Source organism: Poseidonocella pacifica (genome assembly GCF_900111875.1).
Taxonomy (GTDB): domain Bacteria; phylum Pseudomonadota; class Alphaproteobacteria; order Rhodobacterales; family Rhodobacteraceae; genus Poseidonocella; species Poseidonocella pacifica.
Genome location: NZ_FOJU01000003.1, coordinates 659,550 through 683,326, shown reverse-complemented (window position 1 = coordinate 683,326; position 23,777 = coordinate 659,550). Strand labels below are relative to the sequence as shown.

Annotated in this window: 27 protein-coding genes; 12 read left to right on the top strand and 15 right to left on the bottom strand. The window is 62.1% G+C overall.

What is annotated here, in order from left to right:
* The coding region (locus BM234_RS17560) for a hypothetical protein (RefSeq protein ID WP_217645971.1) at nt 1–226 on the top strand (226 nt) is incomplete at its 5' end.
* Between the two features lie 108 nt (nt 227–334).
* Nucleotides 335–1,042 carry a phosphatase PAP2 family protein gene (locus tag BM234_RS11940; protein ID WP_092065095.1) on the top strand — a complete coding sequence of 236 codons (708 nt, stop codon included), beginning with the start codon at nt 335–337 and terminating at the stop codon, nt 1,040–1,042.
* Here BM234_RS11940 and BM234_RS11935 read toward each other — a convergent pair.
* Nucleotides 1,032–1,901 carry a branched-chain amino acid aminotransferase gene (locus tag BM234_RS11935; RefSeq protein WP_092065092.1) on the bottom strand — a complete coding sequence of 290 codons (870 nt, stop codon included), beginning with the start codon at nt 1,899–1,901 and terminating at the stop codon, nt 1,032–1,034. The genes BM234_RS11940 and BM234_RS11935 overlap by 11 nt on opposite strands.
* Before the next feature lie 153 nt (nt 1,902–2,054).
* On the opposite strand from BM234_RS11935, the gene BM234_RS11930 reads away from it, so the two are divergent.
* From BM234_RS11930 to BM234_RS11920, 3 genes are all read left to right on the top strand, one after another.
* Nucleotides 2,055–2,564: a MarR family winged helix-turn-helix transcriptional regulator gene (locus BM234_RS11930; RefSeq protein ID WP_092065090.1), complete on the top strand. Its 510-nt coding sequence runs from the start codon at nt 2,055–2,057 to the stop codon at nt 2,562–2,564.
* On the top strand, nt 2,564–3,256 hold the full coding sequence (locus BM234_RS11925) for a response regulator (RefSeq protein WP_092065087.1): 693 nt from the start codon (nt 2,564–2,566) through the stop codon (nt 3,254–3,256). The genes BM234_RS11930 and BM234_RS11925 overlap by 1 nt, the downstream gene beginning before the upstream one ends.
* Before the next feature lie 65 nt (nt 3,257–3,321).
* Nucleotides 3,322–4,254, top strand: coding sequence for a histone deacetylase family protein (locus BM234_RS11920; RefSeq protein ID WP_092065084.1), 933 nt, complete (start codon nt 3,322–3,324; stop codon nt 4,252–4,254).
* On the opposite strand, the gene BM234_RS11915 is transcribed toward BM234_RS11920, so the two are convergent.
* The gene (locus BM234_RS11915) at nt 4,242–5,171 is read right to left on the bottom strand and encodes a phosphotransferase family protein (protein WP_175501259.1); all 930 of its coding nucleotides are present in this window, start codon (nt 5,169–5,171) and stop codon (nt 4,242–4,244) included. The two genes, BM234_RS11920 and BM234_RS11915, sit on opposite strands and share 13 nt — an antisense overlap.
* Before the next feature lie 52 nt (nt 5,172–5,223).
* Here BM234_RS11915 and BM234_RS11910 point away from each other — a divergent pair, with 52 nt between their 5' ends.
* Genes BM234_RS11910 through dxs form a run of 3 tightly spaced genes read left to right on the top strand, consistent with a single transcriptional unit; the run spans nt 5,224 to nt 8,274 of the window.
* Nucleotides 5,224–5,466, top strand: coding sequence for an exodeoxyribonuclease VII small subunit (locus BM234_RS11910; RefSeq protein WP_092065275.1), 243 nt, complete (start codon nt 5,224–5,226; stop codon nt 5,464–5,466).
* Nucleotides 5,466–6,323: a polyprenyl synthetase family protein gene (locus BM234_RS11905; protein ID WP_092065078.1), complete on the top strand. Its 858-nt coding sequence runs from the start codon at nt 5,466–5,468 to the stop codon at nt 6,321–6,323. The genes BM234_RS11910 and BM234_RS11905 overlap by 1 nt, the downstream gene beginning before the upstream one ends.
* Nucleotides 6,324–6,345: 22 nt before the next feature.
* A complete protein-coding gene (gene dxs / locus BM234_RS11900; protein ID WP_092065075.1) occupies nt 6,346–8,274 on the top strand; it encodes a 1-deoxy-D-xylulose-5-phosphate synthase in 1,929 nt (642 codons plus the stop codon).
* On the opposite strand, the gene BM234_RS11895 is transcribed toward dxs, so the two are convergent.
* Nucleotides 8,271–8,861, bottom strand: a complete 591-nt coding sequence (locus tag BM234_RS11895; RefSeq protein WP_092065072.1) for an exopolysaccharide biosynthesis protein — start codon at nt 8,859–8,861, stop codon at nt 8,271–8,273. The genes dxs and BM234_RS11895 overlap by 4 nt on opposite strands.
* A gap of 5 nt (nt 8,862–8,866) precedes the next feature.
* The gene (locus BM234_RS11890; protein ID WP_092065069.1) at nt 8,867–9,712 is read right to left on the bottom strand and encodes an SDR family oxidoreductase; all 846 of its coding nucleotides are present in this window, start codon (nt 9,710–9,712) and stop codon (nt 8,867–8,869) included.
* 146 nt (nt 9,713–9,858) lie between these two features.
* Between BM234_RS11890 and BM234_RS11885 the strand changes: the two genes are divergently transcribed.
* Nucleotides 9,859–10,881: an aspartate-semialdehyde dehydrogenase gene (locus BM234_RS11885; protein ID WP_092065067.1), complete on the top strand. Its 1,023-nt coding sequence runs from the start codon at nt 9,859–9,861 to the stop codon at nt 10,879–10,881.
* Nucleotides 10,882–10,924: 43 nt separating this feature from the next.
* On the opposite strand, the gene BM234_RS11880 is transcribed toward BM234_RS11885, so the two are convergent.
* From BM234_RS11880 to BM234_RS11870, 3 genes are all read right to left on the bottom strand, one after another.
* The gene (locus BM234_RS11880) at nt 10,925–11,758 is read right to left on the bottom strand and encodes a C40 family peptidase (protein WP_092065064.1); all 834 of its coding nucleotides are present in this window, start codon (nt 11,756–11,758) and stop codon (nt 10,925–10,927) included.
* A complete protein-coding gene (locus BM234_RS11875; protein WP_092065061.1) occupies nt 11,755–13,137 on the bottom strand; it encodes a leucyl aminopeptidase family protein in 1,383 nt (460 codons plus the stop codon). Before BM234_RS11875 ends, BM234_RS11880 begins: the two co-directional genes overlap by 4 nt.
* A gap of 65 nt (nt 13,138–13,202) precedes the next feature.
* Entirely contained in the window at nt 13,203–13,586 is a 384-nt protein-coding gene (locus tag BM234_RS11870) for a hypothetical protein (RefSeq protein ID WP_245752612.1), read from the bottom strand.
* 148 nt (nt 13,587–13,734) lie between these two features.
* Here BM234_RS11870 and BM234_RS11865 point away from each other — a divergent pair, with 148 nt between their 5' ends.
* On the top strand, nt 13,735–14,382 hold the full coding sequence (locus BM234_RS11865) for a carbonic anhydrase (RefSeq protein WP_092065058.1): 648 nt from the start codon (nt 13,735–13,737) through the stop codon (nt 14,380–14,382).
* Here BM234_RS11865 and BM234_RS11860 read toward each other — a convergent pair whose 3' ends face one another.
* Nucleotides 14,383–14,718 carry a hypothetical protein gene (locus tag BM234_RS11860; protein ID WP_245752610.1) on the bottom strand — a complete coding sequence of 112 codons (336 nt, stop codon included), beginning with the start codon at nt 14,716–14,718 and terminating at the stop codon, nt 14,383–14,385.
* Between the two features lie 165 nt (nt 14,719–14,883).
* Entirely contained in the window at nt 14,884–15,774 is an 891-nt protein-coding gene (locus BM234_RS11855) for a DMT family transporter (RefSeq protein ID WP_092065055.1), read from the bottom strand.
* Between the two features lie 100 nt (nt 15,775–15,874).
* Between BM234_RS11855 and BM234_RS11850 the strand changes: the two genes are divergently transcribed.
* Nucleotides 15,875–16,459 carry a uracil-DNA glycosylase family protein gene (locus BM234_RS11850; protein ID WP_092065052.1) on the top strand — a complete coding sequence of 195 codons (585 nt, stop codon included), beginning with the start codon at nt 15,875–15,877 and terminating at the stop codon, nt 16,457–16,459.
* Entirely contained in the window at nt 16,456–17,247 is a 792-nt protein-coding gene (locus BM234_RS11845) for an SseB family protein (protein WP_092065049.1), read from the top strand. Before BM234_RS11850 ends, BM234_RS11845 begins: the two co-directional genes overlap by 4 nt.
* Here BM234_RS11845 and BM234_RS11840 read toward each other — a convergent pair.
* From BM234_RS11840 to BM234_RS11815, 6 genes are read right to left on the bottom strand one after another with little or no spacing between them, the layout of a single operon-like run.
* Nucleotides 17,244–18,173 carry a 2-hydroxyacid dehydrogenase gene (locus BM234_RS11840; RefSeq protein ID WP_092065046.1) on the bottom strand — a complete coding sequence of 310 codons (930 nt, stop codon included), beginning with the start codon at nt 18,171–18,173 and terminating at the stop codon, nt 17,244–17,246. The genes BM234_RS11845 and BM234_RS11840 overlap by 4 nt on opposite strands.
* A 4-nt stretch (nt 18,174–18,177) precedes the next feature.
* Complete coding sequence (gene rodA, locus BM234_RS11835; protein WP_092065043.1) at nt 18,178–19,317, bottom strand: rod shape-determining protein RodA; 1,140 nt, start codon at nt 19,315–19,317, stop codon at nt 18,178–18,180.
* Nucleotides 19,314–21,236, bottom strand: a complete 1,923-nt coding sequence (gene mrdA, locus BM234_RS11830; protein WP_092065040.1) for a penicillin-binding protein 2 — start codon at nt 21,234–21,236, stop codon at nt 19,314–19,316. Before mrdA ends, rodA begins: the two co-directional genes overlap by 4 nt.
* Nucleotides 21,233–21,772: a hypothetical protein gene (locus tag BM234_RS11825; protein WP_092065037.1), complete on the bottom strand. Its 540-nt coding sequence runs from the start codon at nt 21,770–21,772 to the stop codon at nt 21,233–21,235. Before BM234_RS11825 ends, mrdA begins: the two co-directional genes overlap by 4 nt.
* The gene (gene mreC / locus BM234_RS11820) at nt 21,765–22,658 is read right to left on the bottom strand and encodes a rod shape-determining protein MreC (RefSeq protein WP_092065034.1); all 894 of its coding nucleotides are present in this window, start codon (nt 22,656–22,658) and stop codon (nt 21,765–21,767) included. Before mreC ends, BM234_RS11825 begins: the two co-directional genes overlap by 8 nt.
* A 24-nt stretch (nt 22,659–22,682) precedes the next feature.
* Nucleotides 22,683–23,729 (bottom strand): rod shape-determining protein, encoded by a 1,047-nt coding sequence (locus BM234_RS11815; protein ID WP_092065031.1) that lies wholly within the window; start codon nt 23,727–23,729, stop codon nt 22,683–22,685.
* Nucleotides 23,730–23,777: the final 48 nt, after the last annotated feature.

Sequence of the window (23,777 nt, the reverse complement as noted above, 5' to 3'; positions counted from 1 at the left end):
CCGGCAGCGCCAGCGGCGCGCCCTGGTGCGTGTCGTCCCCCACGATGACCGCTCGGAGCTGGCGCAGCGCGGGCAGGCGCGCTCCGCCGCGGCTGTGTCGATCTCCCCCACCGTTTCCGCGCGCCTTCATGCCGTCGCCTACGCGGCTTCGGCCTCAGCGATCTTCCGGGGAGGCAAGGTGGCAATCGCCGACAAGAGGGCGTCGATGACGAACCGAGGGGTGTAGTGCATGCTGTGGGATATCCGTCTGTGCGCGGAGAGACAATCTTGGCCGATTACGGCAAAAACGAAGCAACACCAACACGATTTTCAGACATAGCCAGCGCGGTTTGTTGTGGATCAAGAACTCCTTTTTTGGCTCAATTCAATCCTCGGGGCCTCCGATAAATTCGACTATGCCTATTTCCTGATATCGCGGAATACGCTGACGAAGAGCCTACCGCTTATCGCGCTATTCTGGCTTTTCTGGTTTCTCGGGCGGGAACAGGGATATCCTTACCGCGCTCGTGTTTTGGCGAGCGGGCTTGTGGGGATCATCGCGATCGCATTGGGGCGCGTGTTGGCTGTGACGCTTCCGTTCCGGCTGCGTCCAATTCACGATCCCGAAGTGAGTTCACTGTTGGAAGGGCCTGTTCCGCGCGGGTCCCTCGACGGATGGAGTTCACTGCCAAGCGACCACGCCGTCATGTTCGCGGCGCTTTGTCTGTGCATCTTCATGATGCATCGCGGTGTGGGGATCGTGATAGGTATCTACTGTTTTCTGGTCGTTCTGATGCCGCGGATCGTCTACGGGCTGCACTGGCCATCGGATATCCTCGCGGGAATTCTGTTTGGAATGGGTGCCGCGGCTTTGCTGCTGCTACCGATCGCGCGATTGCTAGAGCGCTCTGGCGCGCTTGAATTTCTGGAGCGACGGGAGCCGATCCTCTATCCGCTGATGTTTTTGCTGAGCTTCCAGATGGCGACAATGTTCGACACCGCCCGGCAGCTTTTGGAGTTGGCTGCACGGGCGGTCTCTTATGCATTGGGGGTCAGCGCCTGACGAGTTTCTCATACCCTTCGGCGATTTCGCGGGTCAGCGCGCCAACCTCGAAATTGTAGTCGCCGATTTGCCCAACTGGGGTAACTTCGGCGGCTGTTCCGGTCAGCCAGCATTGCTCGAAGCCTTCCAACTCTTCGGGCATGATATGGCGCTCATGGACCTTGACCTGACGTTCTTTGAGCATTCCGATCACCGTCTGGCGCGTGAGCCCATTGAGGAAGCAATCCGGCGTCGGCGTATGAACTTCGCCATCCTTGACGAAGAACATGTTGGCGCCGGTCGCCTCTGCCACGTAGCCGCGATAATCGAACATCAGCGCGTCTGAGCATCCCTTCGCCTCGGCGGCATGCTTGGACATGGTGCAGATCATATAGAGACCCGCAGCCTTCGCCTGGCTCGGCGCGGTCTCGGGGGAGGGGCGTTTCCACTTCGAGATATCGAGCTTGGCGCCGCGCATCTTGGCGTCCCCGTAATATGCGCCCCATTCCCATGCGGCGATTGCCAACCTGACGGGATTTCGCGCTGACGCGACACCCATGTCTTCTCCGACGCCGCGCCAAGCGACCGCGCGAACATAGGCGTCGGTTAGCCCGTTGGCTTCGAGCACGGCTTTCTTGGCGGTTTCGATCTCATCGACGCTCCACGGAATCTCGAAGTCGATCAGGTCCGCAGAGGTATGAAGCCGTTCGGAATGCTTGCGGCCAAGAAAGATGTTGCCGTTGTAGGCACGCTCTCCCTCAAACACCGAAGAGGCATAGTGCAGCGCGTGGGTGAGGATGTGAACATTGGCATTGCGCCAGTCGATCAACTGTCCATCCATCCATATCTTGCCGTCGCGGTCGTCGTAAGATCCAGCCATCGGAAACTCCGTCTTTTCGTTTATTGCGCAATAAATGGCCGAAACGGTCACAATGTTGCTCAAAATCTGGGATTCGCTAGCAGTTGCAACTTGGAATGTCAACAACACTGACTTAAACTGCCCGGAAATGTCTCAGTTGAATGACGGAGTTCCATGACCGACGGTGGCCCAGGGGCGCATGGCGGAGAAAACCTGCTCTTTCTGACGGATGAACAGCTTCGAAAAGGAATCGAGGCGATGTTCTTCGCCTACCGTGGATTCACGGCTGATCCCGACCGGATCCTCGGCGAGATGGCCTATGGCCGTGCGCATCACAGGGCCATGCATTTCATCAACCGCAGTCCCGGCACGACGGTCAATAACCTGCTCACGGTGCTGGGCGTCACCAAACAATCCCTGAACCGGGTTCTGCGCACCCTGATCGCTGATGGATTGGTGGAAAGTCGGGTCGGCAAACGTGACAAGCGGGAACGCCATCTCTTTTTGACTGAGGAAGGGCGTACATTGGAACGCGAGCTTTCCGATGCCCAAAGGGGCCGTATGCGCAGCGCCTACCGGGAGGCCGGACCCGATGCTGTAGCAGGATTTCGACGGGTCCTCGAAGCGATGATGGATCCGGAAATGCGCCGGCAATATCTCAAGATAAAGGAGCGGGGTGACTGATGGAGTCTCAACCGCATCTTTTGGTCGTCGACGATGATGAGCGCATTCGTGACCTCCTGAAGCGTTTCCTGATGCGCAATGGGTTCCTTGTGACCGCTGCCCGCGATGCCGCGCACGCTCGCAGGGTTCTGGCTGGGCTCGATTTCGATCTCATCGTTCTGGATGTGATGATGCCGGGGGAGGACGGGATCACCTTTACCCGTGCGCTCCGGGAGGATCGGCAAACACCCATCCTGCTTCTGACTGCCAAGGGGGAGACGGAGGATCGGATCACCGGGCTTGAAGCGGGGGCGGATGACTATCTGGCCAAGCCCTTCGAGCCGAAGGAACTGTTGCTGCGGATCAACGCGATTCTTCGCCGTATGCCGGAAGTGGCGGAGCCTGCTGCAAAGGTGCTTCACCTCGGAGCGCTGCGCTACGACATCGAGCGCGGAGAGATGTGGCACGGCGAAGATCTGGTCCGGCTAACCTCAACCGAGAGCCAACTCATGCGGATATTCTCGACCTGTCCGGGCGAAGCCGTAAGTCGGGCACGGCTCGTCGAAGAGCTTGGGCGGGACCGAGGGCAGGCGCAGGAACGCGCCGTCGATGTGCAGATTACCCGTCTTCGCCGCAAGATGGAGGAAGATCCGCGACAGCCGCGGTTCCTTCAGACGGTTCGCGGCGCGGGATACATGCTCGCCCCCGACTGAGGTCCCATTGACGGCAATGTCTTCGGCGGCGAGGGTGGCGCAGTCAGAAGATATGGGGAGGGACCATGGCGACGGCGTTGATTACCCACGAAGATTGCGACGGCCACGTTACACCGACGGGCCATCCGGAACAGGTGGCACGCCTGCACCACGTTCTCCGGGCGCTCGAAGAACTGAACTTGCAGCGCGTGATCGCACCGCTCGCGGCGGACGATGATCTGCTGCTTGCGCACCCGCAGGAATATATCGACGCGATACGCGACGTGGCGCCGACCTCTGGGCGGGTGTCGCTCGACGGGGATACCCATATGGTCGAAGGCTCGCTCCACGCGGCACTGCGCTGCGTTGGGGGCTGTACACGTGGGGTAGATATGGTGATGGGCGGCGAGGTCGCGAACGTCTTCGTAGCAACGCGCCCGCCCGGTCACCACGCGGAACGGGCAACCCCGATGGGGTTCTGCATCTTCGGCAGCGTTGCCATCGCCGCTAAATATGCGCTGGAGCATCATGGACTGGATCGTGTGGCGGTGCTCGATTTCGACGTTCATCATGGGAATGGTACACAAGACCTGCTGGAGGGTGACTCGAGATGTTTCTTCGCCTCCTCGCACGAAATGCCCCTCTTTCCGGGCACAGGTCACGCGCATGAGACGGGCGGTCACAACAATGTGGTCAACGTGCCCCTACCCAGCCGTACAGGCGATGCGGCTTTTCGGAAGGGGTGGGAAGAAGAGATCTTCCCTGCGGCACGCCGGTTCAGACCGCAGCTGATCCTCGTCTCAGCCGGGTTCGATGCCCACGCGGCTGATCCGCTGGCCAGTCTGCAACTGCATGAAGATGACTTCGCTTGGGTTACCGAACGGATCTGCGATTTGGCGGATGAACTCTGCGAGGGGCGGATCGTTTCCGCACTCGAAGGGGGATATGACCTCGACGCGCTTGGGCGTTCGGCCCGCGCCCATGTGGATGTCCTGCTCCATCGCGGTCAGCAGAGGTAGTTTCTCAGCATCTCCTCGGCGATTTCCAGACGCCATGCAGGCGTCTTTGCGCTTTCGACTCGCACGAGCAGTTCGAATCCGACGAAGAACGGAAGCAAGACGGTCCGTTCTTCGTCATTCAGGGTGAAGGCCTTGGAAAAGTGATCGAGCGTTGCCGCGTCCACCCCAAAGCGCCGCGACGTGCCGATCATGAGATTACGCCGCGCGGCGTGTGCGGCGAAGCGGGCGATATCCTTATAAAGCGGAAGCCGCGCTGAACCGCCCGTGTCGATACCGGTCATGACCTCGCCGTCATAGATCAGATTGCCGGGATGAAAATCACCGTGGCAGATAGCGGTGCGCCAGACGGCGGGCGCGGCGAGGGTGCGCATCTTGTCCAGCACCTGCGCCTCCAGTGCGGCGAGCGCCGGATGCGGTTGGCGGCGCGATTGCTCTGCGGCTTTGCGGAGCCAGAGATCGAAACGTTTGGCCTGCCCTTGGGAGGTTTGCTCCGTTGGTGCGGTATAGCGGCGCAGCCATTGCGCCGCACGCGCGACAAGTACGGTACGGTGATCCGGGCTTTCCATCTGCTGGATCACGGAGGTGCCAGCGGCCATGCTCAAGGCGAAGACCGGCCCGGATTCGGCAAGGATCAGGGGGATTTGATCCGGGCCGTCCATGTGCGGCTGCATCCGCCGCAACTCGGCTATTTCCTCTCGGGCAAGCGCTTCGGGAAGGCGCAGGCGGAAAACGGCGGGCACATCGTTGAGATGGCCGCTGAAAACCGCGCGATCATTGGGAACTGCCCGCAGGCACGCCTTTGCCTGAGCGCCGGGCAGCGCCGCCTCGATCCTTGCCGCGGCCGAGAGGATTTCTTCAGGATCGAACATCTGCCGGAGCGTCGCGCCGCAGGTCCGCCCGGTCAACCGCAATTGCACCCGGTTTGCACCGAAGATATGGTGCGCCCGACCAACCTCACAGGAGCCCACGATGACCGAGACCCCGGTGACCGAGATGACCTTCGAACAGGCGATGCGCGAACTGGAACACGTGGTGGGACAGCTGGAACGGGGCGACGTGCCGCTCGACGATTCCATTCGCCTCTATGAGCGCGGTGCGGAACTCAAGAAACGTTGCGAAGTAAAGCTGAAAGAAGCCGAAGAGAAGGTCGCCGCCATCACGCTGGATGCCGATGGTGAGCCGAAGGGGACAACGCCGGTCGACGGTCTTTGATGTTCCACGAACGGCTCGCGGCAACTCAAGAGGTTGTCGAGGCGCATCTGATGCAGGTTCTGGCCCCGCGCGGAGATTTGCCCGTGGTGGAGGCGATGCGCTACGCGGTTTCGGGCGGCAAGCGTCTCCGGGCCTTTCTCGTTCTCGAAGGCGCGCGCCTGCATGGGGTAGCGGTGGCTGACGCGCTCTGGGCCGCCTCGGCCATTGAGGCGGTGCACGCATATTCACTGGTGCATGATGATTTGCCCGCGATGGATGACGACGACCTGCGACGCGGCCTTCCGACGGTACATCGCAAGTGGGACGAGGCGACGGCGATTCTGGCGGGTGATGCGCTTCAGACGCTGGCTTTTGAAATGCTGACGTCCTCAGACCTATCGCCTGCGCGCCAAGTGGCTCTGGTCCACTCGCTGGCCCTCGCGTCGGGAGATCGGGGCATGGTGCGCGGACAGGCGCTTGATATGCTCGCCGAGGGCAGGGCGCTTTCGCTTACGGAGGTGACGGACCTGCAGGCTGGCAAGACGGGCGCGCTTATCCGCTGGTCCGCGCAAGCGGGGCCGATCATGGCGGATGCGGATGCGGACATCCTGGATACCTATGCGGACGCTCTTGGCCTCGCCTTCCAGATCGCTGACGACCTCCTGGATGTAGAGGGCGATGCCGAGACCGTAGGCAAGGCGGTGGGCAAGGACGCGGAACGCGGCAAGGCAACATTCGTTTCCCTGCTCGGCGTGGAGGGGGCACGCCGCCGCGCGCAAGAGTTGGTCGACAAAGCCTGTGCCGCCCTATCTCCCTATGGTGGGGAGGCGGAAAGCTTGCGGCAGGCGGCACGGTTCGTTATCTCCCGACAAACCTGAACGGCACCCTTCGGAGGGGTTGATGAGCGACAGACCCAGCACACCGCTGCTCGACACGGTACACAGCCCGGCAGACCTGAAACGGTTGAGCGACAGCCAGCTTGGGCAAGTGGCCAAGGAGTTGCGCAGCGAAACGATCTCCGCCGTGTCGGAAACCGGGGGGCATCTCGGGGCCGGGCTCGGGGTGGTGGAGCTTACCGTCGCGCTGCATGCGGTCTTTGACACACCGCGCGACAAGCTGATCTGGGACGTGTCGCATCAATGCTATCCGCACAAGATCCTGACCGGTCGCCGGGATCGCATTCGCACGTTGCGGCAAAAAGACGGGCTTTCGGGGTTCACCAAGCGCTCGGAATCTCCCTATGACCCTTTCGGCGCTGCGCATTCGTCCACTTCGATCTCTGCCGCGCTCGGGTTTGCTGTGGCCCGTGATTTGGGTGGTACCTGCGAGGCGGGGCTTGGCGATGCCATCGCGGTGATCGGCGACGGCGCCATGAGCGCCGGCATGGCGTTCGAGGCAATGAACAACGCGGGCCATCTTGGCACCCGGATGATCGTGATCCTCAATGACAATGAGATGAGCATTGCCCCGCCGGTCGGGGCGCTCTCTTCCTATCTGTCGCGGATTTATGCGGGAGAGCCGTTTCACGATCTCAAAGCGGTCGCCAAGGGCGCCGTGAGTTTTCTGCCGCCGCCATTTCGCGAGGGGGCGAAGCGGGCCAAGGAAATTCTCAAAGGCATGGCCATGGGGGGCACGCTTTTCGAGGAACTCGGTTTTTCCTATATCGGGCCCATCGACGGGCATGACCTTGATCAGCTTTTGCCGATGCTTCGCGCGGTCAAAGCCCATGCTACCGGGCCGACGCTCATCCATGTGCTGACCAAGAAGGGCAAGGGATATGCCCCCGCCGAAGAAGCCCACGACGGGGGCCACGCCACCGCCAAGTTCGATGTCGTCACCGGCAAGCAGAAGAAGGCACCGTCCAACGCGCCCGCCTACACGGCCGTTTTTGCCAAGGGGCTGATCCGCGAGGCCGAAGAGGACAGCCGTATTTGCGCGGTAACGGCGGCAATGCCCGGCGGGACCGGGCTTGATAAGTTTGGTGATCGGTTTCCGGGCCGGGTCTTTGATGTCGGCATTGCCGAGCAGCATGCCGTGACCTTCGCCGCTGGTTTGGCCGCTGGGGGGCTCAAGCCCTTTTGCGCGCTCTACTCGACCTTCTTGCAGCGCGGCTATGATCAAGTCGTGCATGATGTCGCGATCCAGAGGCTTCCAGTGCGGTTCGCGATCGATCGGGCAGGGCTGGTGGGTGCAGATGGCGCGACCCATGCAGGAAGCTTCGACACCGCGTTTCTCGCGAACCTTCCGGGCATGGTGGTCATGGCCGCTTCGGATGAGGCGGAGTTGACCCATATGGTCGCGACCGCCGCTGCGCATGACGAAGGCCCTATCGCTTTCCGTTTTCCCCGGGGGGAAGGGGTGGGCGTGGAAATGCCCGAACGGGGAGTCCCGCTCGTGATCGGCAAGGGCCGTATGATCCGCGAGGGCGCGCGTGTTGCGCTGCTCAACTTCGGCGCGCGGCTCAAGGAAGTACAAGACGCGTGCGAGGCGCTTGCCCCGCGCGGAATTACCCCAACCATTGCCGATGCCCGCTTTGCCAAGCCCCTTGATCGCGAGATGATCCTGCGCCTTGCTGAAGAGCACGAAGCGCTCATCACCATCGAAGAGGGTGCTGTGGGCGGCTTCGGGAGCCACGTCGCGCAGCTACTCTCGGATGAGGGCGTATTTGACCATGGCCTCAAGTTCCGTTCGATGGTTCTGCCCGACATCTTCATCGATCAGGCCAGCCCGGCGGACATGTATGCGGTGGCGGGTCTGAACGCTTCGGACATCGAGACAAAGGTGCTGGAGGTGCTTGGCGTCGCGAAGCTTGGAGAGAAGCGGGCCTAGGACGTAAGTTGCAGTACACCGAATACCGCGAGGGCGACGACGCAGTACCCGGCCAGCACAAACGCGCCATCCCGTGCCAGCAACCCAAGTGCAAAGAGCGCCACAGCCAGCGCCCCCACGGACGTGACCATCGGAAGAAGCTCTAGCGGAGGCCACGCCAGAGCGATCAGCAGGATCACGATCAGACAAAGCGTGCGTGCCGGTCCGTCCGTCAGGAACTTGAGGCGGCTTTGAGACCGCGCGTCGACGAAAGCTGCAGGTTTCTCAAGCCAGTCGAGCGCTTGGTGCATGCGGTCTGATGGCAGGCACCGGCGCAACAGAAAATCCGGCAGCCACAGATGATCCCGCCCCAAGAGGGCCTGCGCCACGATTATGACAACAAAGATCGCACCGATGGTCGGAAAGCCCGGAATGCCCGAGATCGGTGATACGAGAAGCAGCGACGGGACAAGGATTGCCGGCCCGAAGGACCGAGTGCCGATTTCCTCCATCACGTCACGGACGGATACGGCTTTGTCACAGGAGGCCTGCCGAATGGCGCCGACGATATCGCTCAGGGATTGAATACGCTCGTCGGCTACATTCATGCGTCTCACTCCATCAAAGCGCGCAACCCTGCCCGATAGGTGGGATGGAGGAGCCGAACGCCGAGGTCATTCTTGATGCGGTCGTTTCGGACCCGCTTGGATTCGGCATAGAAACTACGCGCCATGGGAGAGAGTTCCGCTTTTTCGAAAGCGATCTCGGGCGGAACGGGCAATCCGAGCAGTTCGGCGGCATAAGCAATGACATCCTGAGGCGGGGCGGGATCGTCGTCGCAAACGTTATAGGCGGTACCGGGCGCGGGCCGCTCGATGGACGCTGCAAGCACTTGTGCGATATCATCCACATGGATTCGGCTGAAGACTTGGCCGGGTTTGATGATGCGCCGCGCCTTGCCAGCGCGCACCTTGGCAAAGGGCCCCCGACCGGGGCCATAGATCCCCGCAAGGCGAAAGATGTGGAGCGGCAGACCGGGAATTTGTGCCCATTGCTCCTCAGCCAGGAGACGCAGTTGCCCGCGCCGCGTGCTTGGGGCAAGCGGGGTGTTTTCGTCTACCCAGTCCCCACCATGGTCACCATAGACGCCCGTGGTCGACAGGTAGCCGACCCATTCGAACTGCCCGGCCCGTCGCGCTATGTCATCCCCTAGCGCGGCGAGAACGGGGTCACCGTCCTCTCCGGGGCCTGCGGAGATGAGCATATGCGTAGCTTGGTCAAGCGCTTGGGCCACCTCCCCACCGGGAAAAAGCAGGGGCATGACACCGGTTTCGGCCAGAGCACCGACCTTCTCTGCCGAGCGCGTCGTGCCGATAATTTTCCAACCCGACGGAAGCAGGCGGCGGGCCAATGCCTGCGCGGAATAGCCGTGGCCGAAAGAGAGAAGTGTGCCGGTCATGGGCCATGTTCTGGCTGCGGGGGCTGCCCAATGCAAGAGCGCCGGTGCGGGGCGGGCCTTTAAAACGCCCCGTGCTTGCGCTATGTCGCGCGTCAACCGGCGCGGGGGGCACCCGCGCGATCTGAAGACAGAAAGAGGAGAGCCACATGGGCTACAAGGTCGTCGTCTGCGGCGCCACGGGAAACGTGGGTCGCGAAATGCTGAACATCCTCGCCGAACGGGAATTCCCCGTCGATGAGCTGGCTGCGCTGGCGTCGCGCCGTTCGCTCGGCACCGAGGTGAGCTTTGGCGAGAAGACCCTCAAGACTCAGGATCTCGATACGTTTGACTTTACCGGTTGGGATATTGCGCTTTTTGCCATCGGCTCGGACGCTACGAAGAAATACGCGCCCAAGGCGGCGGCGTCGGGCTGTATCGTGATCGACAACTCTTCGCTCTATCGCTACGACCCCGACGTTCCGCTCGTGGTGCCAGAGGTCAATCCCGAGGCCGTTGAGGGCTACGCCAAGAAAAACATCATCGCCAATCCGAACTGCTCCACTGCGCAGATGGTCGTGGCGCTCAAGCCATTGCATGACAGGGCAACGATCAAGCGCGTTGTCGTCTCTACCTACCAGTCGGTTTCCGGCTCGGGGAAAGAGGGCATGGATGAGCTTTGGGACCAGACCAAGTCCGTCTATAACCCCACGGACGACAAGCCGCCGAAGGTCTATACCAAGCAGATCGCCTTTAACGTCATCCCGCATATCGATGTGTTCATGGAAGACGGCTCCACCAAGGAAGAGTGGAAGATGGTCGCTGAGACCAAGAAAATCGTCGATCCTTCGATCAAGGTGACGGCCACCTGTGTGCGCGTGCCGGTCTTCGTAGGTCACGCTGAAGCGATCAATATCGAGTTCGAAGATCACCTCGATGAAGACGAGGCGCGCGACATACTGCGTGAAGCGCCGGGCATCATGGTGATCGACAAGCGTGAAGACGGCGGCTACGTCACCCCCATCGAATGCGTGGGCGATTTTGCGACCTTCATCAGCCGTATCCGCCAGGACAGCACGATCGACAACGGGCTGAACCTCTGGTGCGTGAGCGACAACCTGCGTAAGGGCGCTGCGCTCAATGCGGTCCAGATCGCCGAAACACTCGGCAATCGGGTTCTCAAGAAGGGTTGATCAAGCCATACCGGCGCGCCTTTGCGAAAGGCGCGCCGATCCGTCAAGAGTGCAGCGCAAGGCGACGATGCCCCGTAACCGGGCCGTCGCCTTGCGCCTTAATACGCTGTAGCGCGGCATCGGTCGGCTCGTAGGCCACCGCCATATGATGGACGTTGGCGTGAAGAATGGTTGCCGCGTCGACGACAAAGGCGACATGCCCGCGCCAGAAAAGAAGATCCCCCCGCCGGTAATCCGCCCCGCTCGGGAGATCCTCGCCCAGAGCCTCCGCCTGTAGGTCACTATCGGCCGGACAGGGGATGCCGCAGGCCAACAGGGCCGCCTGTACGAGACCAGAGCAGTCGATCCCGAAACACGAATTGCCACCCCAGAGATAGGGGGTACCGAGATAGCGCTCAGCGACGGCAACGGGATCTTGCTCCACCTCGGTCAGAGGCGCGAGATGGGATTTCGGTACGAACCCGGCCGACGTCTCCGCAAACCGGTCCCCGTCCGTCAGGACCTTGAGCAGGCTTCCGTGACTCAGCGCGGCGCGTTCCGGGGTCTTGAAATCCGGTGTGTTGTAGAGATGCGTTTGGCGCGCGGCGACTCGATGTGTCGGGGTTTCCGGGTCGGCGAGCAGCGCGGCATCCAAATAGCCGCAATACCCGTCCGCCTTGCGGGTGACGAAGGCGGTTCCGTCGTCCACCTCCCATACCGTGACCGTGTCACCCCAGAGGAGCTGCCGTTGCCGCGTGCCCTTTTCGTCGGAGACGTCCGCAACAGGCGCTGCGATGGAGCGCGGAACGCCTGCGACGTATTTTGGGGCATCGACGATCTCCCGCAAATGGTTCGCAGCGACCCGGGCGTTCGCGGGCGTCAGTCGAGGATCGCTCATAGGCCGAGAGCCGCGGGCAACGCATCCAGCAGGGCCCGAGCACCTTGTCCCGCGCCACCCTTGGGACGCGCAGGGGCTGGGGAAGGTTGCCACCCGTAGATGTCGAAATGAACATAGCGACAATCGCCAGCGAAGCGGCGCAGAAAGAGCGCAGCGGTGATGGACCCGGCGAACCCGCCCGAGGGCGCGTTGTCGAGATCGGCGATACCGGGTTCGATCATGGCCTCATAAGGCTCGTGGAAAGGCATCCGCCAGCAGGGGTCGGATGCTTTGCCCCCGGCGGCCCAAAGCGCGGCGGCGAGATCTTCGTCGCCAGTATAAAATGGCGCGATATCCGGGCCGACGGCAACGCGCGCCGCGCCGGTCAGTGTGGCCATGGAAACCAGAAGATCCGGCGGATCTTCGGCAGCAAGCGCGAGCGCATCGGCAAGCACCAGACGACCCTCCGCGTCGGTATTGTTGATCTCGACAGTCTCGCCATTGCGGGCGGTCAAGATGTCTTGAGGGCGAAACGAGGCGCCCGACACGCTGTTCTCGACTGCGGGGATCAGAACCCGAAGCTGCAAAGGCAACTCCAGCGCCATGATCATGTGGGCAAGGCCGAGCACCGTGGCCGCGCCGCCCATATCCTTCTTCATGAGCCCCATGGAGCTTCCGGGCTTCAGGTTCAGCCCGCCGGTGTCGAAACAGACGCCCTTGCCCACGAGTGTCAGCTTGGGCCCCGCCGTACCCCAGGTCATTTCCAAAAGGCGCGGCGCCCGAGGTGAGGCCCGCCCGACCGCGTGAATCATCGGAAAGTTCTGGGCGAGCAGGTCATCACCGACGATTGCCGTAACCGTGGCTCCGAATTCCTGACCAAGATCACTCAGGGCGGTCTCTAGCTCTTCGGGGCCCATGTCGGAGGCGGGTGTGTTGATCAGATCCCGCGTCAACGCCTCGGCAGTCGCCATGGCCTCGACCCGCACGGGATCGACGCCCGCCGGTACTTTCAACTGGGCTGCAATTGTGCCCTGCGTTCGGTATCGATCAAAGCGATAACTGGCCAAGAGCCAACCGAGCGCCTCGCTCTCGGCGGCATCTTCAGGCAGTCCGGAGGCGATCTCATAGACCCCTTCAGGCAATGCGGGCACCGCTGCGGCCGTGTGAAAGCGCCCGCGCGCCCGCTCCGACGCAGACCCATACCCAACGAGCGCCATTTCCGGCGTCCCGTCTTCACCCGGCAGAATCACCGAACGCCCGAGGGCGCCGCTAAACCCCAGCGTTCGGGCCGTTGCAGCCGCACGCGGAGGCAGATCACCGAGGAAGCTGTCGAGCGCCTCGGTTTCCACGAGATGAAGAGGAATGGCTTCGGCGGACGGATCGGCGAAGGTCAGCGGCATGCGGGCTCCTTTCGGGCGTCGGATTTCCCCGCAACCCTGACCGAGCCCACAGGCCGCTGCAACCCTTAGCCCATCGTCATATCCTGCAGATCCCAGATGGCGCTCAGCGAGCGTTCACCAACATGCAGCAGCCGTGTCATGACCGCGGCAAGCGCGTGTTCATCTTCGGCGTCCACACAATTCAGCACGTCGAGCGCCACGCGGCTCACGTCAGACATCCCGATTTGCTCAGCGATTTTCGCGAGCGAGCGGGCCGTTTTGCGCAACTGCGAGGAATCCGCGCTGCGATACCGATCTTCGAGGTAGGTCAGCCGTACAGCCAATTCTTCCATGGCCCGGCATACAACCTCTTCTGCTCCATGTGGTCCGAGCTGTTGGGTCAAATCAAGGATCCGTCCCGAATCCACACGCACCCGTTGCTGTGCCTGAAGCGTCTTTAACTCTGCCACCTGTTTTATCCTTTTACTCGTGCCCCCACGATGCGGCGGTTCTAGCCGCAAAGGGATTCCCAATTCGTTGACGGCGAAGAGCTTTGTGCCTCGAATTCTCTGCGAATGCGCGCTATTGCGGGCGAGCCGATTTCCAGTGAGGACAGTCATGCAGCACGCAAAACCGCTCCCCAGCTATCTCGTTCAGCGCTACCACGGCTGGAAAGCCACGACGTATGCGGAAAACGCCGCATGGTACCGCCGCCTTGCCGACGAGGGTCAAAGACCCCGGGCCATGATCATCTCATGCTGCGACAGCCGCGTGCACGTGACCTCGATTTTCGGGGCGGATCAGGGTGAGTTCTTTATTCATCGCAATATTGCCAACCTCGTCCCACCGTATGAGCCCGATGGGGCGCAGCACGGGACCTCTGCCACCGTGGAATATGCGGTCACCGTCCTGAAGGTCGCGCATCTCGTGGTTTTGGGTCATTCACGGTGTGGCGGTGTGCAAGGCTGTCTCGATATGTGCTCGGGCCGGGCGCCAGAGCTTGAGACCAAGGAAAGCTTCGTTGGTCGCTGGATGGACATCCTTCGCCCCGGATATGAGCGAATCGAGAATGTCGAACCGGAGGATCAGGCGCAGGCGCTGGAGCATCAGGCCGTACTCGTTTCGCTGGAAAACCTCATGACGTTTCCCTTCGTCAAAGAGGCCGTCGAGAAAAAGAACCTGACGCTCCATGGCTTGTGGAACGATATCGGGGCAGGTGGCCTGTCGTGCTACCAGCCCGAGAAGGGTACGTTTGAGCCTGTTTGATCAGGCGTCAAATTCGGCGGAGTGTCCGCCTTGGTGCAGCCGGATCTGAGGGCGACCAAGGCGGGCCGCCAAGGATTTTAGGGGAGTGCCAAGGCATTGACCTGTGCACAGCGGCTGTCCCGTCTCTTGCGTGACAATGACCATATGGCCCATCCTGAAGGCGATGTCATAGCCGCGTTCGCCCAGAGCCTCGCGTAGCTGCTCCCAGCTTTCCGCATCTTCGATAAGGGGGAGGAGGAACCCTCGCAGCAGGACTTTCGTCTCGAAGTCCAGTGGAGTGGGTAACTCAGCCGGGGAAGCAGGGTCGGCCATCGGGCGGTGGAGGTCTGACATCATGTTCATGCTCCGTTAAACGATCTGAACGCAGCATTGGTTTCAATTGAGGTCAAAAAATGTCTCCCCCGGGACGATCTTCGGGCGAGGGCCGCAAAACGATTAGTCGGCCCTTGGACCGCGCGCATGCCCCGGAATATGGCAATTGGGAAGGGTGGTCGCCGGTCCTCAACTCGCGCGAACGGGTTTGCGGGGGGCATCCTTTCCGCGGGAGTATTGCACGGCAAAGATGCCTGCAGTGATGATAACCACCCCGACGATATCGCGCGGGCCAAGTTCCTCGCCCAGCAGAAGGGCGGCGATCGCGACGCCCAGGAACGGGTTCAGGAAGTGAAACGTTGCGGCCCGCACCGCACCGATCCGATCAATCAGCCAGACCCAGACGAAGGTTGCCGCCAAACCGGGCACGAAGGTGGTGTAGAGAAACGCGGCCACCAATTGCGGGCTCCAGTCCACGTACCAGCTTTCGGTTGCAAGGGAGATGACGCCAAGGGTCGCCGCGCCGATCAGCATTTGCAGACCAACGATCATCATGAAATTCCCGCCCGAAGTCGCGCCGCGCACCGCAAGAGTGGCAAAGGCGAGCGCCAGCACACCAAGGCCGCAGAGCATGACCCCGTGGAGGTCTACGCCAGCCTCTATGCGCGCCCCCATGATCAGCGCAGCCCCGGCAAAGCCCGCGAGCAGTCCGATCATGCCGAGGGGCCGAAGCTTCTCTCCGAGGAACAGCCCGGCGAGCCCCACGATCAGCGGCATGGTAGAGGCGATGATGGCGGCCAATCCGGCCTGTACCGTTTGCATCGCAACGAAGTTCAGACCGAGGTAGAGCGCGTTCTGGCAAACTCCGAAGAGGATGGTCGCGCGCCATTGCAGCCGGGACAGGCGCCAGCTTTGCCCCAGGGCCAACGCGATCCCAACGCCGATCAGGCCCGAGAGCAGGAACCGAAGTGACAGGGATGCCAGAGGCGGTGCCGCAGCCACGATGATCCGCGCCGAGGCGAACGCGCTCGACCACATGAGGGCGAATGCGAATCCCATGAAGAGTGCACGTATATCCATGCCGGTAGCCATCCTGTTTTGCTGCGGCCCGTTAGAGCGGGCGTGGTCCGGCGGCGCAACCCGCTTGCCTTTGCGTGGGACGCAGCTACCCATTGAGTGCATGGCTGACCTTTGTGAAACGATCCGGGCGTGCCGCCTTTGCAAGGAGCGCTTTGCCGCAACGGCGACGCGCCATGCGCCGCGGCCTGTCGCATGGTTTGATCCCGGTGCGCGCCTGCTCATCGCGGGACAAGCTCCCGGCATGCGGGTGCACGCATCGGGGCTGCCCTTCGATGACGCCTCTGGTGATCGGCTGCGGACATGGCTCGGGTTGGACAGGGCTACGTTTTACGACACGAGCCAAGTGGCTATCGTGCCCATGGCCTTTTGTTTTCCGGGCTACAATGAGGCGGGCAGCGATCTGCCTCCGCCCGCAATCTGCCGCGAAACATGGCATGACCGGGTGTTCGCCTCCCTGCCCAACTTGCGGTTTCGCGTCATCGTGGGCGGCTATGCGCAGCGGTATCACCTCGGGGTACGGGACGGCGTGACCCAGACGGTTGCCCGGTGGGAGGAATGGTGGCCTGACGCCGTGCCCTTGCCCCATCCGTCGTGGCGCAATACGGGATGGCTGAAGCGAAACCCGTGGTTTGAGCGGGACGTGGTCCCGGCAGTTCGCGGGCGGGTGAAGGAGATCTTGGATTGACTGACGAAACAGCGCTCGATCTGGCCCATGCGGCTATGGCATCGGACCCCGACGACGATGCGGTGCGGCTCCGTTTTTACGAACGGCTCGCCGATTCAGAGTTGTTCCTGCTCCTGACCGAAGAGCCGGTCGGCGAGACGCTTGATCCCGAGGTGTTCCCGCTGGAAACAGGGCCGATGGTTCTCGCCTTTGATCGCGAAGATCGTCTGGCCCAGTTCGCCGGACGGGTGGCGCCATATGCGGCGCTGTCTGGGCGGGTCATTGTGTCGATGCTGACTGGGCAGGGTGTCTCGCTTGGCGTCAACCTCGATGTGGCCCCGAGTGCTACGCTGCTAGATCCCGAGGCAGTGGGCTGGCTCGCAGGCACGCTTGCTCATGCGCCGCTGGAGGCCGAACTCCGGGCCGAGGCGCTGAGTGCACCCGGAGACGTGCCGCAAGCGCTGCTGGATGGGCTGGACGCCAAGCTCGCAACGGCGGCGGGGCTTGCACAGGCCGCGTGTCTCGCGTCGGTGAGCTATGGCGACGGCTCGAACGGCCACCTCTTGGGGTTCATCGGGGCGCAGCCGGGCGCTGAAGGAGCCTTGGCCCGCGCAGCGTCTGAGGCGCTCACCTTCTCCGGAATTGATCAGGGGGCGATGGACGTCGCCTTTTTCAGGGCGGAAACCTCAGTGGCGCAAAAACTGCTTCGGGTCGGCCTGCGCTTTGATCTGCCTGAGCCTGCACGGGTGGAGCGGGCTGCACTCGGCGCTCCCGGATCTGATCCCGATAAGCCTCCCCGACTGCGTTAGTAGCCGGCGCCCCTGTCGACGAGGTGCAAAAGTGGCTCGCCCGCTTCACCGCGCCGGATGTTCTCGGCTATGACATTCGCAGAGGTTTTGGGGCGTGTATGGGATGCGATGTGCGGCGTGACAGTCACGCGGGGATGCGCCCAATAAGGGTGATCCGCTGGCAATGGCTCGGTCGCGAACACATCGAGTGTGGCATGGGCGACGTGGCCTGTGTCCAGCGCCTCCAGCAGGGATTGATCGTCGATCAGCGGGCCGCGACCGGGATTGATGACGAAAGCCCCCGGCGCCAGTAGGGCAAGCGTGCGGGAGTCCACCAAATGATGCGTGTCGTCGGTGAGCGGTAGCAGCAGCACGACAATCTCTGCCCCGTGGAGCGCGTCGACCAGCCCCGCTTCGCCGCCGTAGCTTTGCACCCCTTCGATGCTCTTGGCGCGGCGTGCCCAGCCGCTGACCGCGAACCCGAGGTTCGACAGTGCGGTCGCACAAGCGGCCCCAAGGATGCCGAGCCCAAGGATCGTGACCTTCCTCTCGCTGGCAAGCGGTGGCACACGAGGCTCCCAACTGGGGGTATCGCGGAGGAGATCGATATCCATGCCAAGGTGATGGCGCAGAACATGGCCCGTTACATATTCGACCATGCCTTGGGTAAGACCCTCGTCAACCATACGCGTGAGCGGTTGGGTCAGCGTCTCATTCCCCACAATGGTTTCCACCCCTGCCCAGAGGTTCAAGACAGCCTTCGCCCGCGTGAAGGGCCGAAAATCACGCAGACCCGACTGCGGCGCATAGATGATGTAGTCCACCATCTCTGGGGGGAGGTCGGTCGCGAGATTGACCGAAAGGCCCTTTTGCGCAAACGCATCCCGCAGGGGCGCTTCGTAAGCCTCCCAGACGGAAACGGGGGCGGCGAAGAGAACATTTGTCATGGGTCTACCGTGGTCTGTGGACATGGGCGCTCTGTACGAGGCCGAAAGCTCCCATAAGGACAAGCATGGCGGATCCGCCATAGCTTACCAGCGGGAGAGGGACACCGACAACCGGCGCAAGACCCATCACCATCGACATGTTGACGGCGAAGAAGAGAAAGAAGGTCAGCGCGATGCCGAGCACGAGAAGGGAAGAAAAGCGATCACGATTGCGCAACGCCGTCGCAATGCAAAAGACGATGATCAACGCATAAAGAAACAGAAGCGAGGCCGCACCGATGAAGCCGAATTCTTCGGCCAGCGTGGTGAAGATGAAATCGGTATGCTTTTCGGGAAGGAAGTTGAGGCGTGATTGGGTTCCTTGCATGAACCCCCGGCCCGTCCAGCCCCCAGATCCAAGCGCGATCTTGGATTGGGTGATGTGATACCCGGCCCCGAGCGGGTCGGAGGCAGGATCAAGAAACGTATCGATCCGCCGGAATTGATAATCCTTCAGCAGTTGCCAGTCCGTCCCGCGGGACTGAAACACCGCCGTGATCGTCCCGATCCCAAGCGCGGCAACGGCGGCGAAATAGGCCCAGTGGACGCCCGCGAAAAACATCATGCCCGCTCCGGCGATTAGCAACAGGAGTGCGGTGCCGAGATCCGGTTGGCGCAGGACCAGATAGGTCGGCAGCAGAATGATCAGGACGGGCACGATAATCCAGAGCGGCCGGGAAACCTTCTGGACCGGAAGCCAGTCGTAATAGGCCGCGAGGAGCATGACGAGCGCGATCTTGGCGACCTCGGAGGGTTGCAATCGCATGAAGCCGATGTCGATCCAGCGTTGCGCCCCCATGCCGACCGCCCCGATGAATTCCACCGCGACAAGCAATGCCAACGCCGCGACAAACACCAATCCCGCCATGTTACGCCAGAACCAGATGGGCACCATGGCGACCGCGAACATCGCGCCGAGGCCCATGGCAAAGCGCTTCATCTGCGGTTCGGCCCAAGGGGAGAAGCTGCCCCCCGCAACGGAATACAGCATCAGGAATCCGACCGAGGCCACCGCCGACAGCAACAGGATCAGGGCCCAGTTGAGGTAGAACACCTTGGAGAAACCCGTGGGTGCCGTCTTGACCGAGTACTCCAGATAACTCATGCGCGGTCGCTCTCGGTGCTGGCTTCATTCGGGGTGATCCGCTGGCGGAGCTCCTCCTGCTGCTTTTCGATGCGCGCCCGGTCGGCGGCGGGATAGGCGTCCAGGGGCGGCGTTCCGCCATAGAGGGCCTGCAGGGTGATGTCGCGGGCAATCGGGGCGGCTGTGGCCGACCCACCGCCGCCATGTTCGACCACGATGGATACCGCGATCCGGGGTGTATCATGGGGCGCGAAGTTCACGAACAAGGCGTGGTCCCGCTCATTCCATGGCACGTCCTCGTTGCGCACCACCTTGGAGCGCACCTGCGCCGTCCCGGTCTTGCCGGCCATACGCATCGCATCGTTCTCGATGCGGGAACGATAGGCCGTGCCGCGCCGGTGATTGGAGACGTTGAACATCGCGCGGCGAACCTGGCGAAGGTTTTCGGGGGCGATCCCAAGATCCTCCCCAGCACCGTCAGGCTGCATGACGCCGTCGAGGCTGCGGATCAGGCGCGGCGTCACCGAGCGGCCCGTGGCCACACGCGCCGTCATCAACGCAAGCTGTAACGGCGAGGTCAGCACAAGGCCCTGCCCAATGGACACGTTGACCGTATCGCCCACAACCCATTCCTGACCGCGGTTTACCCGCTTCCATTCCTTGGTGGGGATGATGCCTTCGGTCTCGGCGGACATCGGCACGCCGGTTCGCGCGCCCAACCCGAGCTTGTGGGCCATCTCCGCGATCCGCTCGATACCGACCTTCAGCGCGAGATCGTAATAATACACGTCGCAACTCTCGCGGAGCGAGGTGTTGAGATCCATTGAGCCGTGCCCCACACGTTTCCAACAATGGAAGCGGCGACCGCTCACTGTCATGTGTCCGGGGCAATAAACGGTGTCGTTGGGGGAGATGACGCCAGCCTCCAGCCCCGCGAGCGCCGTGACGATCTTGAAGGTGGAACCGGGGGGGTAGGCGTCCTGCACCGTCTTGGAGGCGAGGGGGCGGTGGTCATTGTCCCGCAGAAGCGCGTAATCCTTCACGCTGATGCCCCGGACAAACAGGTTCGGATCAAAACTCGGCGAGGACGCGGAGGCGAGAACATCCCCGGTATCGCAATCGATCACTACACAAGAGGCGCTTTCGGAGCCGAGTCGCGCTTGAACGTAGTTTTGCAGCTTGTGATCGACGGAGAGTTGGATATCCGCGCCGGCTTCGCCCTCGCGCCGGTCAAGTTCACGCATGACGCGGCCCACGGCATTGACCTCGACACGTTTGGCCCCGGCCTTGCCGCGCAACTCTTCTTCAAGTTTGGCTTCGACGCCGATTTTGCCAATCTGAAACCGCGGAATGCGCAGCACCTGATCGGGTTCTTCATAGCGCGCAAGGTCACGCTCGCTTACCGGCCCGACGTATCCCACCACATGGGCAAAGTCGCTTCCCGACAGATAGTGACGCGACAGGCCAACCTCGGGTGTCACGCCGGGCAAGGAAGGCGCATTGACGGCCACCCGGCTGACTTCGGCCCAACTGACCTGATCGGCGATTGTTACCGGCAAAAAGGGCGGGCTGCGCTTCATTTCCGCCTTGGCGCGGGCGACGTCGGAGTCGTCGAAGTCGATCAGGGTGGCCAGCTGTGCGAAGGTTTCTTCGATGTCGCCCGCATCCTCGCGGACAAGCACGATCCGGTAGGCGGGGGCGTTGACCGCGATGGGAATTCCGTTCCGGTCGAAAATCTGGCCCCGTGATGGAGGGATCAAACGCACGTTGACGCGGTTTTCTTCGGCGAGCAGGCGAAACTGATCGGCCTCTTCGACCTGCAGGTGGCGCATGCGCAGGCCAAGCAGCCCGATGAACCCCATCTGAGCAGCCCCAAGGACAAGACCCCGGCGGCTGATCCGCGTGACAGAAAGCGCGGTATCCTTCGGCGATCTTTTCACGATCTCACCCCCGAGGTTTCCGACTCGCCCGGCGAGAGTTTGCGAATGCCGATGAGGAAGTGCAGCGCGCCAACCACGGCCGGATAGAAAAGGATCGTGGCCCCCGTTTGAAACAGTGACAGGCCAAGAGGCGGACGATCTACGAAAAAGACGGAAAGCAGGACATGATAGAGCGTGACGGACGCAGCCATCAGAAAGGCGGTATAAAACCATTCCTGCAAGAACGGCATGGTGCGATAACCTGCCTCCCCAAGCCGGAGACGTTCCGTCAACAGGACCATCAGCGCCGGCCAAAGGCCGGGCGGGCGTTGGTAGAGCAAATCCTCGATCAGGAACAGCAACGCCACCAGTAGAACCGGCAGGTGGTCCGGCCTGCGGATCGTCCATGCAATGGTGGTGGCGAGCATGAGGTCTGGCGCGGCCCAGCCACGCGGAGTGGTCTCAAGCGGCAGCAGATGAAAGAACATGATGCCGAGCGCTATAAACGCAAACAGGCCCCGCGACGCCCATGTGTGCCATGCATCGCGCTCAGCCATCAGGGACCTCAGCGGTTTCCGGCAGGGTGGGTGGCGCGATGAGTGATCCGGGGTCGGAAATAACCTCCGCCTCGTGGCTGCGAAGTACGCGGAGGAATTCCAAACGTTCGAAATCGGCGGCCAGCCGAGCGCGCAATCGGCCCCGGGGATCTTCGGCAACCTGCCCCACGAGAATGTCCGCGGGAAAGACCCCGCCATCGCCGGAGCTGACGATTCTGTCGCCGGGACGCACGAGGTCGGGGTTTTCGAGGAAGCTGACCACGGGGGTCGCGGTGTTGTCGCCCTGAAGGATAGCGCGCTGTCCGGACGGCTGGATCGTCACCGGCATGCGGCTGTTGCTGTCGGTGACCAGAATAACGCGGGAGATCTGCTGTCCCACGCCCGAGATCCGTCCAACAAGGCCGACGCCGTCCATCGTGGCCCAGCCATCGCGAATTCCGTCGCGCGCGCCCACGTTGAGCAGGACCGATTGACGGAATGGGGAACCACTGTCAGCCATTACGACACCCGTCACCTTCGTGAGGCGTGGATCAAGTCGCACATTGTTGAGATCGAGAAGCTTGGCGTTTTCCTGTTCGAGCTGGAGCGCGGCTTCTTTCCAGGCGCGCATCTGCTGCAATTCGCGGCGCAGGTCCTTGTTCTGCTGGTAAACCCGCTGATAGCTCTGGAAGTCCCGAAAGAGGTTCACCGAGGCCGTAACAGGGGTCATCGCCCAATCAAAACTCGGGACCACCCTGTCGATCACCGCCATGCGGAACCGTTCCACGCGCGGGCTGTCGATGCGCCAGACGAGGAACAACCCGAGCAGGCACAACACGAGGATCGCCGTCAGCAGGCGGCGTATCGGGCGGACATAGTCCTCATTGTTGGTGCCGGTCTTGGCCACGTGGCGGCCTCTCCACGGATAGCGTCAGCTGTCGTAGTCTATCACATGCCGAAGCTGTTTTTCGTACTCCAGCGCCTTGCCAGTCCCCAGAGCCACGCAATTCAGACTTTCGTCGGCAACGGAAACCGCAAGACCCGTTTCTTCGCGAAGCGCGAGGTCCAACTCGCCCAACAGAGCGCCACCACCCGTCAGCATCACGCCGCGGTCCACAATGTCTGCGGCAAGATCCGGCGGAGTTGCTTCCAACGCGGTCATGACCGCCTCACAGATCGCCTGAACCGGCTCGGCGAGAGCTTCGGCCACCTGAGCCTGACTGATCTCGATTTCCTTCGGCACGCCGTTCAACAGGTCGCGGCCACGGATCATCATGCAGGCCCCGCGCCCATCGTCGGGCATGCGGGCGGTGCCGATGGATGTCTTGATCCTTTCGGCCGTGGCTTCCCCGATCAACAGGTTCTGCTGGCGGCGGAGGTAGGAGACGATGGATTCGTCCATCCGGTCGCCGCCCACGCGCACGGACCGCGCATAGACGATATCGCCCAGCGACAGAACCGCGACCTCGGTTGTCCCGCCACCGATATCAACCACCATGTTGCCGGTGGGATCGGTGATGGGCATGCCCGCACCGATAGCTGCGGCAATAGGCTCGGCGATAAGGCCCGCGCGGCGCGCGCCAGCGGACAGCACCGACTGGCGGATCGCGCGCTTTTCAACGGGGGTCGCGCCATGCGGAACGCAGACGATGATCTTGGGCTTGGAAAAGGTCGTCCGCTTGTGAACCTTGCGGATGAAGTGCTTTATCATCGCTTCGGCGGTGTCGAAATCCGCGATGACCCCTTCGCGCATGGGCCGAATGGCCTCGATCGAGCCGGGGGTGCGCCCCAGCATCAGCTTGGCATCCTCCCCCACGGCGAGCACCTTCTTCACGCCGTCCTTCACGTGATAAGCCACAACGGAGGGCTCACTCAGGATCACGCCACGGCCTTTTACGTAGACCAGCGTGTTTGCCGTGCCGAGGTCGATCGCCATATCAGAGGAGAACAGGCCGCCGAGATTTCCGAAGATTGCCATCGAGTGCCTCATGCAGATGATAATTGGGCCCTCGACTCAATCATCGAG

Bases quoted from the DNA above. Each gene is read 5' to 3' on its own strand.
- BM234_RS11935 (WP_092065092.1), bottom strand. From the start codon at position 1,901: ATGGCTGGATCTTACGACGACCGCGACGGCAAGATATGGATGGATGGA.
- BM234_RS11930 (WP_092065090.1), top strand. From the start codon at position 2,055: ATGACCGACGGTGGCCCAGGGGCGCATGGCGGAGAAAACCTGCTCTTT.
- BM234_RS11925 (WP_092065087.1), top strand. From the start codon at position 2,564: ATGGAGTCTCAACCGCATCTTTTGGTCGTCGACGATGATGAGCGCATT.
- BM234_RS11920 (WP_092065084.1), top strand. From the start codon at position 3,322: ATGGCGACGGCGTTGATTACCCACGAAGATTGCGACGGCCACGTTACA.
- BM234_RS11910 (WP_092065275.1), top strand. From the start codon at position 5,224: ATGACCGAGACCCCGGTGACCGAGATGACCTTCGAACAGGCGATGCGC.
- BM234_RS11905 (WP_092065078.1), top strand. From the start codon at position 5,466: ATGTTCCACGAACGGCTCGCGGCAACTCAAGAGGTTGTCGAGGCGCAT.
- dxs (WP_092065075.1), top strand. From the start codon at position 6,346: ATGAGCGACAGACCCAGCACACCGCTGCTCGACACGGTACACAGCCCG.
- BM234_RS11895 (WP_092065072.1), bottom strand. From the start codon at position 8,861: ATGAATGTAGCCGACGAGCGTATTCAATCCCTGAGCGATATCGTCGGC.
- BM234_RS11890 (WP_092065069.1), bottom strand. From the start codon at position 9,712: ATGACCGGCACACTTCTCTCTTTCGGCCACGGCTATTCCGCGCAGGCA.
- BM234_RS11885 (WP_092065067.1), top strand. From the start codon at position 9,859: ATGGGCTACAAGGTCGTCGTCTGCGGCGCCACGGGAAACGTGGGTCGC.
- BM234_RS11880 (WP_092065064.1), bottom strand. From the start codon at position 11,758: ATGAGCGATCCTCGACTGACGCCCGCGAACGCCCGGGTCGCTGCGAAC.
- BM234_RS11875 (WP_092065061.1), bottom strand. From the start codon at position 13,137: ATGCCGCTGACCTTCGCCGATCCGTCCGCCGAAGCCATTCCTCTTCAT.
- BM234_RS11865 (WP_092065058.1), top strand. From the start codon at position 13,735: ATGCAGCACGCAAAACCGCTCCCCAGCTATCTCGTTCAGCGCTACCAC.
- BM234_RS11860 (WP_245752610.1), bottom strand. From the start codon at position 14,718: ATGATGTCAGACCTCCACCGCCCGATGGCCGACCCTGCTTCCCCGGCT.
- BM234_RS11855 (WP_092065055.1), bottom strand. From the start codon at position 15,774: ATGGATATACGTGCACTCTTCATGGGATTCGCATTCGCCCTCATGTGG.
- BM234_RS11850 (WP_092065052.1), top strand. From the start codon at position 15,875: ATGGCTGACCTTTGTGAAACGATCCGGGCGTGCCGCCTTTGCAAGGAG.
- BM234_RS11840 (WP_092065046.1), bottom strand. From the start codon at position 18,173: ATGACAAATGTTCTCTTCGCCGCCCCCGTTTCCGTCTGGGAGGCTTAC.
- rodA (WP_092065043.1), bottom strand. From the start codon at position 19,317: ATGAGTTATCTGGAGTACTCGGTCAAGACGGCACCCACGGGTTTCTCC.
- BM234_RS11825 (WP_092065037.1), bottom strand. From the start codon at position 21,772: ATGGCTGAGCGCGATGCATGGCACACATGGGCGTCGCGGGGCCTGTTT.
- BM234_RS11815 (WP_092065031.1), bottom strand. From the start codon at position 23,729: ATGGCAATCTTCGGAAATCTCGGCGGCCTGTTCTCCTCTGATATGGCG.